Annotated in this window: 15 protein-coding genes; 9 read left to right on the forward strand and 6 right to left on the reverse strand. The window is 61.4% G+C overall.

Annotated elements, in window-relative coordinates:
• Positions 1-87 precede the first annotated feature (87 nt).
• Positions 88-585, reverse strand: a complete 498-nt coding sequence (locus FH061_RS23375; protein WP_151638245.1) for a hypothetical protein — start codon at positions 583-585, stop codon at positions 88-90.
• Between the two features lie 868 nt (positions 586-1453).
• Here FH061_RS23375 and FH061_RS23380 point away from each other — a divergent pair.
• Positions 1454-2437, forward strand: a complete 984-nt coding sequence (locus FH061_RS23380; protein WP_151638246.1) for a Bug family tripartite tricarboxylate transporter substrate binding protein — start codon at positions 1454-1456, stop codon at positions 2435-2437.
• Between the two features lie 61 nt (positions 2438-2498).
• On the opposite strand, the gene FH061_RS23385 is transcribed toward FH061_RS23380, so the two are convergent.
• Positions 2499-3155 carry a LysE family translocator gene (locus tag FH061_RS23385; RefSeq protein ID WP_151638247.1) on the reverse strand — a complete coding sequence of 219 codons (657 nt, stop codon included), beginning with the start codon at positions 3153-3155 and terminating at the stop codon, positions 2499-2501.
• A 324-nt stretch (positions 3156-3479) separates the two neighbouring features.
• Between FH061_RS23385 and FH061_RS23390 the strand changes: the two genes are divergently transcribed.
• From FH061_RS23390 to FH061_RS23400, 3 genes are read left to right on the forward strand one after another with little or no spacing between them, the layout of a single operon-like run.
• Positions 3480-4442, forward strand: coding sequence for an MBL fold metallo-hydrolase (locus FH061_RS23390; protein WP_151638248.1), 963 nt, complete (start codon positions 3480-3482; stop codon positions 4440-4442).
• Positions 4443-4471: 29 nt separating this feature from the next.
• Positions 4472-6190: an FAD-dependent oxidoreductase gene (locus FH061_RS23395; protein WP_151638249.1), complete on the forward strand. Its 1719-nt coding sequence runs from the start codon at positions 4472-4474 to the stop codon at positions 6188-6190.
• Entirely contained in the window at positions 6172-6384 is a 213-nt protein-coding gene (locus FH061_RS23400) for a DUF2783 domain-containing protein (protein WP_151638250.1), read from the forward strand. The genes FH061_RS23395 and FH061_RS23400 overlap by 19 nt, the downstream gene beginning before the upstream one ends.
• Positions 6385-6486: 102 nt before the next feature.
• Here the strand turns inward: FH061_RS23400 and FH061_RS23405 are convergent, their stop codons facing one another.
• Positions 6487-7392: a LysR family transcriptional regulator gene (locus tag FH061_RS23405; protein WP_151638251.1), complete on the reverse strand. Its 906-nt coding sequence runs from the start codon at positions 7390-7392 to the stop codon at positions 6487-6489.
• Between the two features lie 185 nt (positions 7393-7577).
• On the opposite strand from FH061_RS23405, the gene hmgA reads away from it, so the two are divergent.
• From hmgA to FH061_RS23425, 4 genes are all read left to right on the forward strand, one after another.
• Positions 7578-8921 (forward strand): homogentisate 1,2-dioxygenase, encoded by a 1344-nt coding sequence (gene hmgA, locus FH061_RS23410; RefSeq protein ID WP_151638252.1) that lies wholly within the window; start codon positions 7578-7580, stop codon positions 8919-8921.
• Entirely contained in the window at positions 8918-10207 is a 1290-nt protein-coding gene (gene fahA, locus FH061_RS23415) for a fumarylacetoacetase (RefSeq protein ID WP_151638253.1), read from the forward strand. Before hmgA ends, fahA begins: the two co-directional genes overlap by 4 nt.
• 9 nt (positions 10208-10216) lie before the next feature.
• Positions 10217-10861: a maleylacetoacetate isomerase gene (maiA, locus tag FH061_RS23420; protein WP_151638254.1), complete on the forward strand. Its 645-nt coding sequence runs from the start codon at positions 10217-10219 to the stop codon at positions 10859-10861.
• Positions 10862-11482: 621 nt separating this feature from the next.
• Positions 11483-12742 (forward strand): glutamate carboxypeptidase, encoded by a 1260-nt coding sequence (locus FH061_RS23425; protein ID WP_151638255.1) that lies wholly within the window; start codon positions 11483-11485, stop codon positions 12740-12742.
• Positions 12743-12799: 57 nt separating this feature from the next.
• Here the strand turns inward: FH061_RS23425 and FH061_RS23430 are convergent, their stop codons facing one another.
• Positions 12800-13117 (reverse strand): hypothetical protein, encoded by a 318-nt coding sequence (locus FH061_RS23430; RefSeq protein WP_151638256.1) that lies wholly within the window; start codon positions 13115-13117, stop codon positions 12800-12802.
• 670 nt (positions 13118-13787) lie between these two features.
• On the opposite strand from FH061_RS23430, the gene asd reads away from it, so the two are divergent.
• The gene (asd, locus tag FH061_RS23435) at positions 13788-14645 is read left to right on the forward strand and encodes an archaetidylserine decarboxylase (RefSeq protein WP_151638257.1); all 858 of its coding nucleotides are present in this window, start codon (positions 13788-13790) and stop codon (positions 14643-14645) included.
• Positions 14646-15610: 965 nt separating this feature from the next.
• Here the strand turns inward: asd and FH061_RS23440 are convergent.
• Together FH061_RS23440 and FH061_RS23445 are read right to left on the reverse strand one after the other, a co-directional pair.
• Positions 15611-16117: a hypothetical protein gene (locus FH061_RS23440; RefSeq protein ID WP_151638258.1), complete on the reverse strand. Its 507-nt coding sequence runs from the start codon at positions 16115-16117 to the stop codon at positions 15611-15613.
• A 319-nt stretch (positions 16118-16436) separates the two neighbouring features.
• Positions 16437-16643: a cold-shock protein gene (locus FH061_RS23445; RefSeq protein WP_151638259.1), complete on the reverse strand. Its 207-nt coding sequence runs from the start codon at positions 16641-16643 to the stop codon at positions 16437-16439.
• Between the last annotated feature and the right edge of the window lie 210 nt (positions 16644-16853).

A 16853-nucleotide genomic window follows, 5' to 3' on the forward strand; every position in this document is an offset into this window, starting at 1 on the left:
CGAAGGACTGAAGAAATTATGTTAAGTAATGGAACTGTTCTTCCATGTATCAATTTGCCGGATCGTCCGTCATGTCTCGGCCGCCTGCTATACGAGCTTCAGGCGCGGCAGATCGGATTGCGTTTCGATTTGCGTGGCAAGGAATTCACCGCAGTCGCGATAGGAGGCGAACCCGGGATGCTCGGGCCGGCCGCCCAGCATTGCAATAGTGAGTGCGCGCTGATGGCGTTCATTCATCCACTCGGTGCCTGCGCGTTTCAGGTCGGTTGCCAGTGCGAGCCAGTCTTCCCTGAAGCGGAATGCCTGCTTCCAGTTCGACTCGTTGACATAGCCGTTTTCAACCGCTGCGGTAAACGCGTCAAGAAACAGCCGCCAGAGCGGAATCATCAGCAATCGCTTGTCGTCGTAATCGTACTTGTTGAGCTGCTGATAATTGCCGACCCGCTCAAAGCAGCGCCGCTCGACATCCCAGCCGCCGTTTTCGGTCGGCGTCATTTGTTCGTCCTCGGTGCGCGAGTCGAGGTAGGCTCGCTCGTGGGTCAGCGGCGTGATGCGTGGTGGATAGCCTGGTCCGTTGCGTTCCATGTTTCAGTTGGCGTTCTATGTCGGAAAAGCATTTTACCGGCGTCCGTGAGCGCCGGATTGATCCGGCTCGGAAATGGAGCCTCATAAAAAAAACCGCAGCCCCGTGGGGCCGCGGAATAAATCCCTATCAGGATAGGGGAGGAGACATGTACGACAGGAGCAAGGAGCGGGCCAGCTCGACCATCGTTGATCAAAAGCGGTTTGGGCATGACAGTGCGTTCACTTCGTTCCATCCAGTCAGCTCTCATGCAAGCCATGCTCGTCCATCTTTACATTGCGCCGGTAAAAAATCCGCGTTTCATGTTTGACATGACGCAATACCGAGAGACGAAGGCATTGGCCATGCCGAAGAATGAAAGTAGCGTCACCGACGCGCATATCACTATGGAGGCAGTACGCGAAGACAGGACGGCTCGCCTATCGGCACGCGGAACGGCGAAGCGCCCAGCTAGTCAGACTGCGTCAATTCCAGATCGTCTCCGCATAGCGGAATGGCAAGCACACCGGAACGGAATCGCATGCACTATCGAGGTTCGATGCTGAAAATCACCAGGGCCTGTTTACTGTCATCAAACATCTGCAGCAGTCCAACACGTTCGATGCCGACACCTATAGCTGAAACCCTTCAGTGCGATCGCGTTCAGGCACCGGCAAGATTCCTGTTCGCATCCCCGCCGAGTCTCGGATTCCATTGGGCGCATTCCATCAGAGGGTGACGCGGGGAACGGAAGCCAGGGGCCGCGAAAGCGGACCGGACCGACGCCGGCCTGCGGTGCAAGCCGGAATTCGCGGTTGCGCCTACAATCGGGCAAGCGACCCGGGCAAGTCAAGCCCGTGCGCAATTCACAACAACGATGGAGACCGATCTATGACGACACCATGCCGCAAGCCTGCGCGCCTGCTTCAATTGTTTTCCTCTCTCGCACTGGCGACCCTCGCCACCGCCGCTCATGCGGAATTTCCCGAAAAGCCGATCCGCTTCATCGTTCCCTATGCCGCCGGAGGCACCACCGACCTTGTTGCACGCGTGGTCGGGGAAAAAGTGGCGGAGAAACTCGGCAAGCCGGTCATCATTGAAAACAAACCCGGCGCGGGCGGTAATATCGGCATGGATACGGTCGCCAAGGCAGCTGCGGACGGCTACACGATCGGCATGGGCGCCATTTCCACCAATGCGCTCAATCCGCATGTGTACAAGGCGATGTCCTTCGACCCGCGCAAGGATTTCACGCCGATCAGCCTGCTTGGCACGTCGACCATCGTGCTGCAGGTCGCGCCTGCCGTGCCGGCAAGGAATGTGAGCGAACTGGTCGATTACCTGAAGAAGCAGCCCGGCTTCAATTACGGCACGGCCGGCGTCGGCACATCGATGCACCTGGCTGGCGTGCTGTTTGCGCAGATGACGGGGACCAGCATCAGCCATGTGGCCTACAAGGGCAGCGCGCCGGCAATCAACGACATGCTGGGCGGCCACTTGCCGATGATGTTTGAAAATCTTCCCGCGTCGCTTCCGCATATTCAGGCCGGCAAGCTGCGGGCGCTTGCCGTCGCGGGCAAGAGCCGGTCGCCCTCCTTGCCGGACGTGCCGACCATGGCCGAAGCCGGCCTCGCCGGTTATGCGGTAGAGCCGTGGTTCGGCGTGTACGGTCCGGCCGGCATGCCTGCGTCCGTCGTGCAGAAGATCAACCGCGCCTATGTCGAAGCGCTCGCAATGCCGCAGGTGAAGGAAAAGCTGACCCAGGCCGGCTTTGCGCCGCGAGGTTCGTCGGACAAGGAACTCGGCGCGTTGAGCCAGTCGGAATATGAAAGGCTGGGCAAGGTGGCACGCAGCGCGAACATGACGATGGATTGATGCAGCAGTGGCGGTGCCGGCGACAAGCCGGCGCCTGTGTACCGGTCAGGGCGAAAACGCTCTAGCTTCTTGACAGCAGCAGCTTGATGCCGGCGAATGCGAATACCAATGCGAGTACGCCCTCGAACCAGCGGCGTACCCGCAGATAGATGCGCCGGGCGGACGCTGTCGAGAAGAGCAGGGCATAGCCGCCGAACACCAGGATGCCGATGCAGACGCATCCGCCGACGATCGCCAGCGCGTGGGCAGTGCCTGCCCCTGCGGGCAATGCCAGCGAAACGATGGAGAGCCAGGTCAGGATGGCCTTGGGATTGGTCAGGTGAAGGCCGAGTCCTTTCAGATAAAGGCGTTTTCCGCTGGATGCGTCACCGCGCAGCGCGGCTTCCCGGGAATCGGACGAATCACTGTCAAGCGCGGGACGGCATGCGGCGCGCGCGGATTTCGCCGCCAGCCAGAGCAGGTAGGCGCCTCCGAGCAGCTTGATGAAGAACAGCAGGTTCGAATAGCTCAACAGTAGCGCCGACAGGCCGAGCGCGGCCAGCAGCGCCCAGAACATCGAACCCGACACCACGCCGGCGGCGAAGATGACAGCCGGCTTGCGGCCGGAATGCATGGCGATCGACATGATCGACAGATTGCTTGGCCCTGGACTGACGGTGCCAACGAAATAGGCGGCATAGGCAAGCAGGGCATCAGGCCCGAACAAGTGAAATTCCATGGTATGCCTGTTCAAGTACGGGAAGACTTGCATTAAACACCATTCCATCGCGCTTCGCTGAGGCCGCCGGGCCCGGGCGGTTTCTCTGGATGAGGAGCGCCAACATCGTGCATCGTTTCCTGAAATTCATCCAGGCTGTTTCCTGTTAGCTATTGACATACGTTTTTAACTAAAACAAACTTCATCGCTATTGAGCGCGTTTGATAATAACGAACGTGCATCGGCGCCAGGCAAGGCGCACGCAGAGAGTTGAAACATTGTAGGAACAGTGGATTGCGGACGCAGATTCCGCCATTCCCTTTCCATCACGCCAAGGAGACCATCATGACGGAAAAGAAATTCGCCTCGCAGGCCGACCTGACGGAAAAGAAAACTAGCTTCGTCAAGCTGTCCGACAATGCCTACGCCTACACTGCCGAGGGCGATCCCAACTCCGGCGTCATCATCGGCGACGACAGCGTCATGGTGATCGACACCACCGCCACGCCCATCATGGCGCAGTCGCTCATCCGGCACATCCGCGAAGTCACGGACCTGCCCATCAAGTACGTGGTGCTGTCGCACTACCATGCGGTGCGCGTGCTCGGCGCCTCGGCCTACTTCAAGGAAGGCGCCGAGCAGATCATCGCTTCGCGCGGCACCTATGAACTCATCGTCGAGCGCGGCGAACACGACATGAAGTCCGAGATCGAGCGCTTCCCGCGCCTGTTCGCCGGCGTCGAGTCGGTGCCGGGGCTGTCGTGGCCGACCATGGTGTTCGAGAAGGAAATGACCATCTTCATGGGCAGGCTGGAAGTCAGGCTCATGCATATCGGCATGGGCCATACCAAGGGCGACACCATTGCCTGGATTCCGTCGCAGAAGATCTGCTTCTCGGGCGACCTGGTCGAGTACGATGCCGCCGCCTATACCGGCGATGCGCAGCTGGAGGAATGGCCGCAGACGCTGGAGGCATTGCGCGCGCTGGGCGCGGAAAAGCTGGTGCCGGGACGCGGACCGGCGCTGATGAATCCGGACGAGGTCAACAAGGGCATTGATTACACGAAGGACTTCGTGAGCACGCTGCTCGACTGCGCGAAGGAAGCGGTGGCGCAGGGCAAGGACCTGAAGGCGGCGATGGCGCATACGCGCAGCAAGATGGATCCGAAGTTCGGGCATGTGTTCATCTACGAGCATTGCCTGCCGTTCGATGTGACGCGTGCGGTGGATGAAGCCAGCGGCATCAAGCATCCGCGCATCTGGACCGCCGAGCGTGACAAGGAAATGTGGCATTCACTCCAGGACTGATTCTGCATCGACATACTTCGGGAGCAGCAATGGACGCCAACTATCAGCAGGCGACTTATCGTTACCGGCGTTCACCGGACCAGGATGCCGGCACGCCGGTGCGCCATCCGGTCGTTGTCGTCGGCGCCGGACCGGTTGGGCTGTCTGCCGCCATCGACCTCGCGCAGCAGGGAGTGCCGGTGGTCCTGCTCGATGACGACTGCATGCTGTCGACAGGTTCGCGCGCCATCTGCTTCGCCAAGCGCACCCTTGAAATCTTCGATCGCCTCGGTTGCGGCCAGCGCATGGTGGACAAGGGCGTCTCGTGGAATGTGGGCCGGGTGTTCTTCCGCGACGAGCAGGTCTATTCCTTCGATCTGCTTCCCGAGTCCGGCCACCGGCGTCCCGCCTTCATCAACCTGCAGCAATACTATGTCGAGGGCTATCTCTACGAACGCGCGCTCGAACTGCCCAACCTCGATATCCGCTGGAAAAACAGAGTCGCCGGCCTGGCGCAGGAAGCCGACGGCGTCGTGATCGCGGTCGATACCCCGGACGGCCGGTACACGCTGGCCTGCGACTACCTGGTGGCCTGCGACGGTGCACGCAGCGCGGTTCGCGGCTTGTGCGGCCTGGAGAGCAAGGGGCGCACCTTCCACGACCGCTTCCTGATCGCCGACGTGAAGATGAAGGCAGAGTTTCCGGCGGAGCGCTGGTTCTGGTTCGACCCGCCGTTTCATCCGAACCAGTCGGTGCTGCTGCATCGTCAGCCGGATAATGTCTGGCGCATCGATTTCCAGCTGGGCTGGGATGCGGATCCGGCCGAGGAAAAGAAGCCTGAAAAAGTCATTCCCCGCATCCGCGCGCTGCTTGGCCAGGACGCCGACTTCGAGCTTGAATGGGTCAGCGTGTATACCTTCTCCTGCCTGCGCATGGAACGTTTCCGCCACGGCCGCATCCTGTTCGCCGGCGATGCCGCGCACGGCGTATCGCCGTTCGGCGCGCGAGGCGCCAACAGCGGCGTGCAGGATGCCGACAACCTTGCCTGGAAACTGGCGCTGGTGTTGAAGGGCGGGGCGCCGTCTTCGCTGCTCGACAGCTATGCCCACGAGCGGCAGGAGGCGGCCGACGAAAACATTCTCAACTCAACGCGTTCCACCGATTTCATCACGCCCAAGAGCGAAATCAGCAAGACCTTCAGGGATGCGGTGCTGAGGCTGTCGAAGAAGCACGAGTTTGCCCGCCGCATCGTCAACAGCGGCAGGCTGTCGGTGCCGTCGGTTTTGGCCAGCAGTCCGCTCAATACGCCGGATGCGGAGGCATTCGCGGGCGCGATGGTGCCGGGGGCGCCGCTGGCGGACGCGCCGGTTCTCGCCGGGACCGAGCCGCGCTGGCTGACGAGTTGCATCGGCGGCGCGTTCGCCGGCATGTACTTCGCCGGGCATGGCTGCATCGATGACGGCACCCTGGATTCCTTGCGGATGCTCGGGCAGGGCGATATTCCGGTGAAGCCGCTGTTGATTGTGCCTTCCGGAATGAGCATGCCGGCCATCGATGGCGTGACCGTCCTGGAAGACCGGCAGGGCTTGCTGAAGCAGCGTTATGACTGCCACCCGGGAACGTTCTACCTGATTCGGCCGGATCAGCATGTCTGCGCGCGATGGAGAAGGCTCGACTTCGATCTCGTGCGGCAGGCGCTGGCGCGCGCGACGCAAACCGCCGTCCCGACTGAACTTGACGAAGGAGTGCCATGCCCGGCAGTGCACTGAATACCGCAGCCAACCTTGATCGTCCGGATGATTTCTACGAGCGGCTGATCGACATGCATCGCGACCTGGCGCCGGAGCAGAGCCAGGCCGTGAATGCGGCATTGATTCTATTGCTTGCCAATCATATCGGCGACCAGAAGGTGCTGGAGGAGGCGATGCGGATTGCGCGGGAGCAGGGCCTGGATGCCTCATAGGGCCGGGGCAGCCCTGCGCTCGCGGCAGCGAAGCTTTCTATCTCGACAGAGCGCTGTCGAACGAAGCTGACTGAAGCTCCTGCCTTGCGGCAGGCTTGCCGGCTATTCCCTGAACGTGCTGGCAATCACGCCGCGCAGCCACTGGTTGCCGCTGTCCTGGTTGAAGCGGCGATGCCAGAAGATGTTGGTCTGCAGCGGCGGCAGGCGCAGCGGGGGGCGCATGAAAGCCAGGCCGAACGGACCGGCGGCGCGCTGCGCCAGCTTTTCGGGCACCGTCACCACCATGTCGGTGCTGCTGACGATATAGGGCACCGAGGTGAAATGCGGCACGTGAAATTGCGCGCTGCGCGACACGCCCGCCTTCTCCAGCCTTTCATTGATCAGGTCATAGGGATTTTCCATCGATGAAACGATCAGGTGCCTGGCCGCGAGGAATTCCGCCATGCCGACATTCCCTTTCGCAAACGCATGGTCCTTGCGGAACATGGTCACGTATTTCTGGCTGAACAGGCTGCGGTGGTACAGGCTTTCCGAGGCATCGGTGAAGGCGCCGATGACGAGGTCGATCTGGCCGGTCTCGATGCCTTCGCGCCAGTCGACCGCGTTGACGCGCACCGATCCGATCCTGACATGCGGCGCGATGGTGCCGCAGCGTTCCAGCAGGGTCGGCATGAAATGGATTTCCCCGACATCGGTCATGGCGATGACGAACTGGCGCTCGCTGGTCAGCGGATCGAATTCCTGCTGCCGGTTCAGCGCCAGAGTCACGTCTGCCAGCGCATTGGCGATCGGCTCGGCGATTTCCTGCGCATAGGGCGTTGGCTGCATGCCCTGGGCGGTGCGCACGAACAGTTCATCATCGAAGGTCTTGCGCAGGCGCGCCAGCGCATTGCTGATGGTCGGCTGCGACAAGCCGAGCCGCTCGGCCGCCAGGGAGACCTGCCGCTGCTGGAACAGCTCATGAAACACCACCAGGAGATTGAGGTCGATATCGGAGGGACTGCGCATTATTGATTTGCTAAATATGCCAAATTTTGGTATTTGCATTTTAATTCAATGCGGGAAGTCCTATAGTGGCAGCTGTTATTTTTCATTTGCTGCGATCCGGCAGCCGCTATCCGCACGAAACGTCGCAGTATCCACATTGCGCATACTGCGCACACTACGCACGAAATTTGCACTGGAGCAATGTCATGACGACCATCAGCGATCTCGCCAAGGCACCCGGCCTGTCGATCACCAAGCATCTTTATCAGTCCGGCTTCGCCAATGAATTTGCAACCGAAGCCTTGCCCGGCGCCTTGCCGGTCGGACAGAATTCGCCGCAGCAGGCGCCCTACGGACTTTACGCCGAACAGATCTCGGGCACCGCCTTCACCGCGCCGCGCAGCCACAACCGCCGCTCCTGGCTGTACCGCATCCGCCCGGCGGCAATGCACAAGCCGTTCAAGCTGGTGGAATCAAGTGCCATCGTGTCCGATTTCGCGGCCGTGCCGCCGACACCGCCCAACCAGCTGCGCTGGAATCCGCTGCCGATGCCGACCGCACCGACCGACTTTATCCAGGGTTGGGTCACCATGGGCGGCAACGGCTCGCCGGAAGCCATGACCGGCTGCGCCATCCATCTGTACGCAGCCAACAAGTCGATGGAAGGCCGCTTCTTCTATAACGCCGACGGCGAACTGCTGATCGTGCCGCAGCAGGGTCGCCTGCAGCTCGCCACCGAAATGGGCATGGTGGAAATCGAACCGCAGGAAATCGCGGTGATTCCGCGCGGCGTGCGCTTCCGCGTTGCGCTGCCCGACGGCGAGGCGCGCGGCTATATCTGCGAAAACTTCGGGGCGCTGTTCCGCCTGCCCGACCTCGGCGTGATCGGCTCCAACGGCCTCGCCAATCCGCGCGACTTCCTGACGCCGCAGGCCGCCTATGAAGACGTGGAGGGTGACTTCGAGCTGCTGGCCAAGTTCAGCGGCCGCCTGTGGAGCGCCGCCATCGGCCATTCGCCGCTGGACGTGGTTGCATGGCACGGCAACTATGCGCCGTACAAGTACGACCTGCGCCGCTTCAATACCATCGGCTCGATCAGCTACGACCATCCCGATCCCTCGATCTTCCTGGTGCTGCAGGCGCCGAGCGACACGCCGGGCGTCGACACCATCGACTTCGTCATCTTCCCGCCTCGCTGGCTGGCCGCGGAAAACACTTTCCGCCCACCATGGTTCCACCGCAATTTCGCCAGCGAGTTCATGGGCCTCATCCATGGCGAGTATGATGCCAAGGCGGAGGGCTTCGTACCGGGCGGCGCCAGCCTGCACAACTGCATGTCGGGCCACGGTCCGGACGGCGAAACCTACGAAAAGGCTTCGCGCATCGACACCAGCAAGCCCAACAAGGTGGCCGACACCATGGCTTTCATGTTCGAGACGCCGGCCGTGATCAAGCCCACGCAATTTGCGCTGGAGACCTCGCAGCTGCAGAATGAATATTTCCAGTGCTGGCAGACCATCAAGAAAAACTTCAATCCGAACGCAAAATGAGCCAACAAGACATGACAACCGCGCCCGACCTCAAGAGTTGGGTGGAAAGCGCCAACAGCGCCGATGCCGAATTTCCCATCCAGAACCTGCCCTATGGCGTGTTCAGCACGAAGAACGGCGCGCCGCGCGTCGGCGTGGCCATCGGCGACAGCATCCTCGACCTGGCGCTGCTGTCGGCCGAAGGCGCGCTCAAATGCAAGGCGGACATCTTCGCCCGTGCCAGCCTGAATGACTTCATCGCCGAAGGTCCGGCAGCCTGGCGCAGCGTCCGCGAGCAGATCAGCGCCTTGCTGTCCGCATCGAACCAGACACTGCAGGGCAATGCCGCATTGCGCGCCACGGCGCTGGTGCCGCAGGCTGAAGCAACGATGCTGCTGCCGGTCGATATTCCCGGCTATACCGACTTCTATTCATCCAAGGAGCATGCAACCAATGTCGGCATGCTGTTCCGCGATCCGAAGAATGCGCTGCTGCCGAACTGGTCGGAGATCCCGATCGGCTACAACGGCCGCGCCTCCTCGGTGATCGTCAGCGGCACGCCGGTGCGCCGTCCCAACGGCCAGATCAAGCCGCCCGACCAGGATCGTCCGGTCTTCGGCGCCTGCCGCAAGCTCGATCTCGAACTCGAAACCGGCTTTATCGTCGGCGTGCCCAATGCGCTGGGCGAGCCGATTCCCTGCGAAGAGGCGGAGAAGCATATCTTCGGCATGGTGCTGCTCAACGACTGGAGCGCGCGCGACTTCCAGGCCTGGGAATACGTGCCGCTCGGTCCCTTCAACGCCAAGACCTTCGCCACCACCATTTCGCCGTGGGTAGTGACGATGGATGCGCTGGCGCCGTTCCGCACCGCGCAGCCGAAGCAGGACCCGCAGCCGCTGGCCTACCTGCAGCATGGCGGCGAACATGCGTTCGATATCCAGCTCGAAGCGCAGCTCAGGCCGCAGGGCGCGGCAGAGCCGACCACCATCGCGCGCACCAATTTCAAGTACATGTACTGGACCATGGCGCAGCAGCTGGCGCACCACACCGTGTCGGGCTGCAACACGCGCGTCGGCGACCTGATGGGCTCCGGCACCATCAGCGGCCCCACGCCGGATTCCCTCGGCTCGCTGCTGGAAATGACCTTCAACGGCCGTGATCCGATCACGCTCAAGACCGGCGAAAAGCGTGCCTTCATCGAAGACGGCGACGAACTCACGCTGCGCGGCTGGTGCCAGGGCCAGGGCTACCGCGTCGGCTTCGGCGCCTGCAGCGGCGTGGTTCTTCCCGCTCATTCCGTCAAGTAAGGAGGGCGCTTGAAGCTCTACACTTATTTCCGCAGTTCGGCATCGTTCCGCGTGCGGATTGCCTTGAACCTCAAGGGCTTGCCTTGCGAGTATGCGCCGGTGCATCTGGTGCGAAACGGCGGCGAGCAGCTGGCGCCCGCCTATCGCGCGATTCATCCGGACGGACTGGTGCCGGCGCTGGAGGACGATGGCCATCTGCTGCAGCAGTCGCTGGCCATCGTCGAATACCTCAACGAGATGCACCCGGAGCCGCCGCTGTTGCCGGCCGCGCCGGCCGACCGGGCGCATGCGCGCGCGCTGGCACTGCAGATCGCCTGCGACATCCATCCACTCAACAACCTGCGCGTGCTCAAATACCTGACCGGCACGCTGGGCGTATCGGACGAGGCCAAGCAGCAATGGTATCGTCACTGGGTGACTGCCGGTTTCGCGTCGCTGGAAGCGCGCCTTGCCGCCGATCCTCGTACCGGCAAGCTGGCATGCGGCGACCAGCCCACGCTGGCCGACCTGTGCCTGGTGCCGCAGGTATGGAATGCGCGACGTTTCAACATCGCGCTTGATGACTATCCCACCATCTGCCGCATCTACGATCATGCGATGACGCTGGATGCCTTCGCGCAGGCTGCGCCGGAAAACCAGCCGGACGCGGAGTGATGTCGGCCGGCGCTCGACGCGCCGGCCGGATAGGGTGAGCGGGGCACGCCCGCTTATTTCGGAATGGCCTCGAATACCAGGATCTGGTTGCGGTCGGTTGCCGAATCGGCGGTCGGAAAATTGTCATCCGCCGCGACGATGACCGAACCGCGCGTTGGCCAGCTTCGGCCCGAAGGTCATTCCTTCGAGATCCGCCATGCCGCCATGCCGGCCTGGCGGCCAGCTGTTCCGCCGGCGCGCTCAACACCATCATGGCGCACCATGGCCGGAACGCCGCCGTCGCCGTCGCGACCGTCGCTGCCATGACCACCCTTTCAGGTTCGCCTGCTGCGCCGTTTCATACACCCCGCCTGCCACTGCTATTCCCTGCAAGCGCGCTGCGCAATCGCATACCAGGCCTTTGCGACAAACGCGAGGCAACTGCAAACCACGCTTCCTTTCATGCAAACTCCCGATCGGCGATGAGGGGGTGAGCTTCCCGGCACGGGCTGGGCGGGGAGACGCTCCCTTGAAGAAGATCAAGCAACCCGTGCATTGCCGGTCATCTGACGCAGGTTGGCACTTGGGCCGATGGCAGCCCTATAATCGTCTCTGTAACGATACCTACAACGAGGAGACTTCATGCCTAGATCAGGCACCCGAATCCAGGCCGCGGTAAGGCCGCTGTTACTGGCTCTGCCGCTGCTGTTCGCATTCGCAATGCCTCCCGCGACGGCGGCGGAACCGGACATGCGCCTGCTCGACGCAGCGCGCAGGGAGCAGGCGGCTCTTGTTGCCAGCCTTCAGGACATGGTGCAGATCGAGTCGCCCAGTTACGATGCCGCGGGGCTGGCGCGGATGGCGGACTACGTGGAAAGGCGCCTGCGCCAGCTTGGCGCCAGCGTGGAACGGCGCAAGGGCAGCGAGGGGCCGGCAGACATCGTGATCGGCACCTTCAACGGCAGCGGCAGCAGGCGCCTGATGCTCATGGCCCATATGGATACCGTCTACCCGGTGGGCACGCTCAAGACCCAGCCTTATCGCATCGAAGGCAATCGCATCTACGGGCCGGGCATTGCCGACGACAAGGGAGGCATCAGCCTGGTCCTGCATGCGCTGAAAATCATGAAGGATCTGAAGCTGCAGGATTACGCCCGCCTGACCGTGCTCTTCAACGCCGATGAAGAAACAGGGTCGCGCGGTTCCGGCTCGCTGATCGCAGCCCTGGCCGGCGAACATGACGTTGTGCTCTCCTGCGAACCGACGCCCGACATGCCCGAGGGCGTCCTGCTTAGCGCCGCGGGCACGGCCAGCGTGATGATGCAGGTGCGCGGACGGGCGTCGCATGCGGGCGCGGCGCCGGAAATGGGGCGCAACGCGCTGGTCGAACTTGCGCACCAGATCCTGCAGACGGAAGACATCGCCCGTTCCGTTCCCGGCACGCAGCTCAACTGGACCAGCGCCAAGGCCGGCGTGGTACGCAACCAGATACCGGAGCAGGCGCAAGCCATGGCCGACATGCGGCTGACCGCGCCCGACGGCATTGAACGCATGCAGGAAGCCCTGCAGGAAAGAGTGAAGCAGCGCCAGATACCCGACACGGAAACAATCGTTCGCATCGAGCGCGGCCGCCCGCCGTACATGGCGACGCCGGCGGCGCAGCAGCTCGCCCGCAAGGCCGAGGTCATCTATGCCGAAATCGACCGCAAGCTGACGCTGATCCCGGGCACCGGGGGTGCGACCGACGCCGGTTATGCGGGCCTGACCGGCAAGGCGGCCGTGCTCGAAAGCCTGGGCCTTGCCGGCGCCGGCTATCATGCGCGCGATGAATACATCGCGATCGATTCCATCGTGCCGCGCCTGTATCTCCTGACCCGGTTGCTGCAGGAAGCGGCGCGATAGAAGGCGGGATGCTTGCGCAGGCCGGGTTTCGTCGAAGGCGTCTTATCCGCCGGAAGATCAGCTGATGCTGCCCAATACAATCTTGCGAAGGGCCCAGGAGGTGGCGCCGTATGCCACCCCCGTAGCCACGCCCAGAGCGAGAGCCGGACCGGACAGAGGGAAGGTCAAAATGACGGAAGCGGTTGTCACACTTGTGATGGTTACATAACAAAAGCGGTCGACGTTATTCCAGGTTTTTTTCAAATTGGCACGATTGATCCCCAATGTCTTGGCGGGAAAGATATCTTTTTTTATTCTTTTCAAGCCCTTGGTTGCATCATTCAGCGCGCTATCCAACCTGTTACCCACCGTTCGATTACCCTGATGGTGTGACATCTGAATTCCGCGCGGGGGAATCTGATATCCATTTTGCGGCGTGAAATTCGCCGGCAAGGGCATGGTGTCGGGCTGCGCAGGCGCCCGGCTCTGCCCTCGGCCAGGCACTCTGGTGCCATGCGCCGGTTCATCGTATCCGTGGGTGGAGCCAGGGGTGGTTCTGCGGCTAACGTTGCTTCTGGCGCTACCGTTGCTGAGGTTGCCAGCATGGCTTGCGGTGGATGATCGGCGCCATGCGTTGAATTGGGCGACACTCGATGCGGTGTGATGGAAATGGCGCGGAGAAGTGGAATCGCGCTGCCGCACAGCGCTCGTTTCCGATGGTGCCATGCCGGGTGCCTTTGATGCTTCATCAATGCTCGGTGCATGTGTGGAGGGCGTGCGAACTGAATGGACACGGTACATGGCATTCTTTCTAAATAATCTGGGTCAAATAAACATGGCGACTTCAGCGTGCAGAAATTAAATTGCCTTGGTCTTAATTTCCAACTGGCGATAAAGATTGCCATGCGGCGAAATGTTCCGTATGTGGCATGTAAGCCGGCGATGGTTCCATCCGTATCCGCTTGAGCGATCACCGACAGCGGCGTTCCCGTTGAGCAAAAGTCGTAAGTGCTCCCGGACACCGGTACAATCACGAACATTTCCATGATCAAACACTGAACTCAACGTGCGCAACCGACTCGCAGTTCTCCATCAATATCTCCTGCCGAAACAGGCGCTTACCATCCTTGCGGGCAAGATCGCCGGTGCCCGTGCCGGCGGAATGACCACCGCGCTGATCCGCGGCTTCGTCAACTTCTATGGCGTCAACATGCAGGAGGCCGTGAATCCCGACATTCGCAGCTACGCTAGCTTCAACGAGTTTTTCACCCGGCCGCTGCGCGAAGGCGCACGGCCTGTTGCGGCGACGGATTTCCTGTGTCCGGTCGACGGCGCCGTCAGCCAGTTCGGCCGCATCCACAAGGACAGGATCTTCCAGGCCAAGGGACATGACTATTCGACGCTGGCGCTGGTCGGCGGCGACCCCGAACTGGCGGCCCAGTTCGAGGATGGCGACTTCTGCACGCTTTATCTGAGCCCCAAGGACTATCACCGCATCCACATGCCCTGCAGCGGCCGCCTGACGCGGATGATTTATGTGCCAGGGGATCTGTTCTCGGTCAATCCGACCACTGCGCGCGGCGTGCCGAATCTGTTTGCCCGCAATGAACGGGTTGTCTGCGTTTTCGAAGGGCAGGATGGGCCTTTCGTACTGGTGCTGGTGGGCGCAACCATCGTCGGCAGCATGGCAACGACCTGGCATGGCGTGATCAATCCACCGCGCCTTCCGGATATCCGCGAATGGCGCTACGAGCAGCAGGACATCCGCATCGAACGCGGACAGGAAATGGGGCGCTTCCTGCTTGGCTCCACGGTCGTGATGCTGTTCCCGCGGAATACCGTCGAGTTCAACCCCGAGTGGTTTCCCGAGCGTCTGGTGCAGGTGTGTGAAGCAATGGGTGTGCGGCGTCCGACAGGAACGTAGGGGCTCTATCGGGCGGCGTGCGCCCGCCAGCCGAAGATGGCTGATTCCAGTCCCAAGCCTTTCCATAACATGGGTCCGCGTCTTTTTCCGGTGAACGAGCGCAGTCCGGCCTTGCCGGCCGAAAGAACCGATCGACCCTTTGGTTATGTCACGACTTGGGTTGGGGATTACTTAAGCAGAGACGCCATCATGGGCAATACATATTCGGTAATGAAGAAGGTAATGTTTTGAGCAAATGCCATGGAGAATGTTTTCCTTTTATGGTGGGTGGCATGCCGGACGAAGTAGTTCCTTCGTTTCCATTAAAAACATCGCCTGTCGACATGGATCACAGCCTGGAGCGGTCGCGGGTGGGTGGTTGGAAGGATCGATTTATCGTGGAGTGCCGGACGGGGCGGGAGGAGCGCCATACGCCGGGCCACACCAGCGACGACCAACGCTGCCATGCGTCCAGGCTAGACGAGGCGCCCGACCATTCGCCTTCACACCACTAAACCGTGTTTGCGAAGCTGCTGCACGGTCCGGATCGGTCCGACGGTGCCTGGCGGACGTCGATACGCGTGCGCTCCCGCTCATCAGCACAATTCCGAATCGCTCGCGACAGTTGGCAAACACAGCCTAGAGCGGATTACGGATGGATGGTCGGTCGCCTCGGCTTGTCTTGGGCGCATGGCGGCGTTGGTCGTCGCTGGTGTGGCCCGCCACACGGCGCTTCTCCCGCCTTGCCCTGCATCCCAAGGCAAACCGATGCTTCCGTACACTCATCCGCAATCCGCTCTAGCTCGAGTCTATTCAAAAAGCGGAGGCGGGACTTGAGCCAGGTACAAGAACCACATCTAAACGTGAGGCGCATGAGGCGGATTTGGCACCGCAGCGCCGGCATCAAGCCGAGCCGCGGGTTTTCCGGCGAATTTTAAGGACTGTTCACAAATCGCACTCCGCATGGGGTGTGAACAGGCCCCAAGTCAGCTTCGTCCCGGCTTTCGGTAACCGCTCTCTATCCATGCTTCGGCGCTGGCGCGGGTTAGCTTGAACGTCGGCGCTACACGCACTTCGGCAATGGTGTCGCCGTATTCTTCACAGGCGCGCAGTACCGCATAGGGGTCGTCTTCGTCGGGCACGATATCAAGCAGCACATTGATGTTGCCCGAGGCCGTGCTCACCGTGATGCTCTTGTGCAGCAAGGCATGCAATTGCTGTTCATGCCTGCGCAGCACTTCCGAGGCAGTCTTGACCAGCGTGTTGAATGCGGAAGTATCGAGCGGTTTCGGATTCTTCTTGTCGCGGCCCATGGTCCACGGCCCGACCAGCGCCGGCTCAGTCTCGCCATCCTTGATCATTTCAACCGCCCAGCCGTCGTCGTCCTCGTTCTTGATCACGCGCGCGGTCCAGCCGTCGTCGCGCCAAAGCCGGGCTTCGTAAATCGGCGTCGCCGGATCGGCATCATTGTTGGTTTCGGGCATATCGTTCATGTCGCTACCGCTGCGGAGAAGGGGACGTCATGATAGTCCAATGCGCGGTCCTCTGCTGTGCTCGGGGTCAATTTGCCGGTGCCGCGGCAGACCGTCGCGGGAGTGTGGCTAGTCCGTGACGGGTCGACAGGCGGATATCAGTGCGGCGCGGTGCGGGCATGCCGAAGCGAATGGAGCCGGCTTCTTCAAGGCTGCCTGGGACTGCGGGAATTTAAATGCGGAAACGAGTCGGGCGGTTTCCATGCTTGCCGGATCAGGCTTCGCCATCGAAGCTGCTCCGGCACCAGGCGGAAAGGATCCGCCAAGGAATCAACGGCAATCAGTGCGAGGCCACGATGTTCGACGCTTGCTTGCCCTTGGGGCCCTGAGTCACTTCGAAGCTGACCTGCTGGCCTTCCTTCAGCGTCTTGAATCCGGATGAATTGATCGCGGAGAAGTGCGCGAACAGGTCTTCGCCGCCTTGATCCGGAGTGATGAAGCCAAAGCCTTTAGCGTCGTTGAACCACTTGACAGTACCAGTCGCCATAACAATCCTCGTGCATGTGCATTGTGAAATGCCCGGACTCAGTATTGGTATGGTGTTCCGGCCGGGCGGTGATATCGAGCAAGCTTTCGTTGTCTCCCGCTCGAATAAGCAAAGTGTAGCGAAGCCGCCGCAAGCGTGCGGTTCGCTGCTATTGATTGAAATCAATAACCGGGAGTATGTATGCTGTCGGACGTTGGCATCGATCCGTCG

Source organism: Noviherbaspirillum aerium (assembly GCF_008929045.1).
In the GTDB taxonomy this organism is placed as follows: domain Bacteria; phylum Pseudomonadota; class Gammaproteobacteria; order Burkholderiales; family Burkholderiaceae_D; genus Noviherbaspirillum; species Noviherbaspirillum aerium.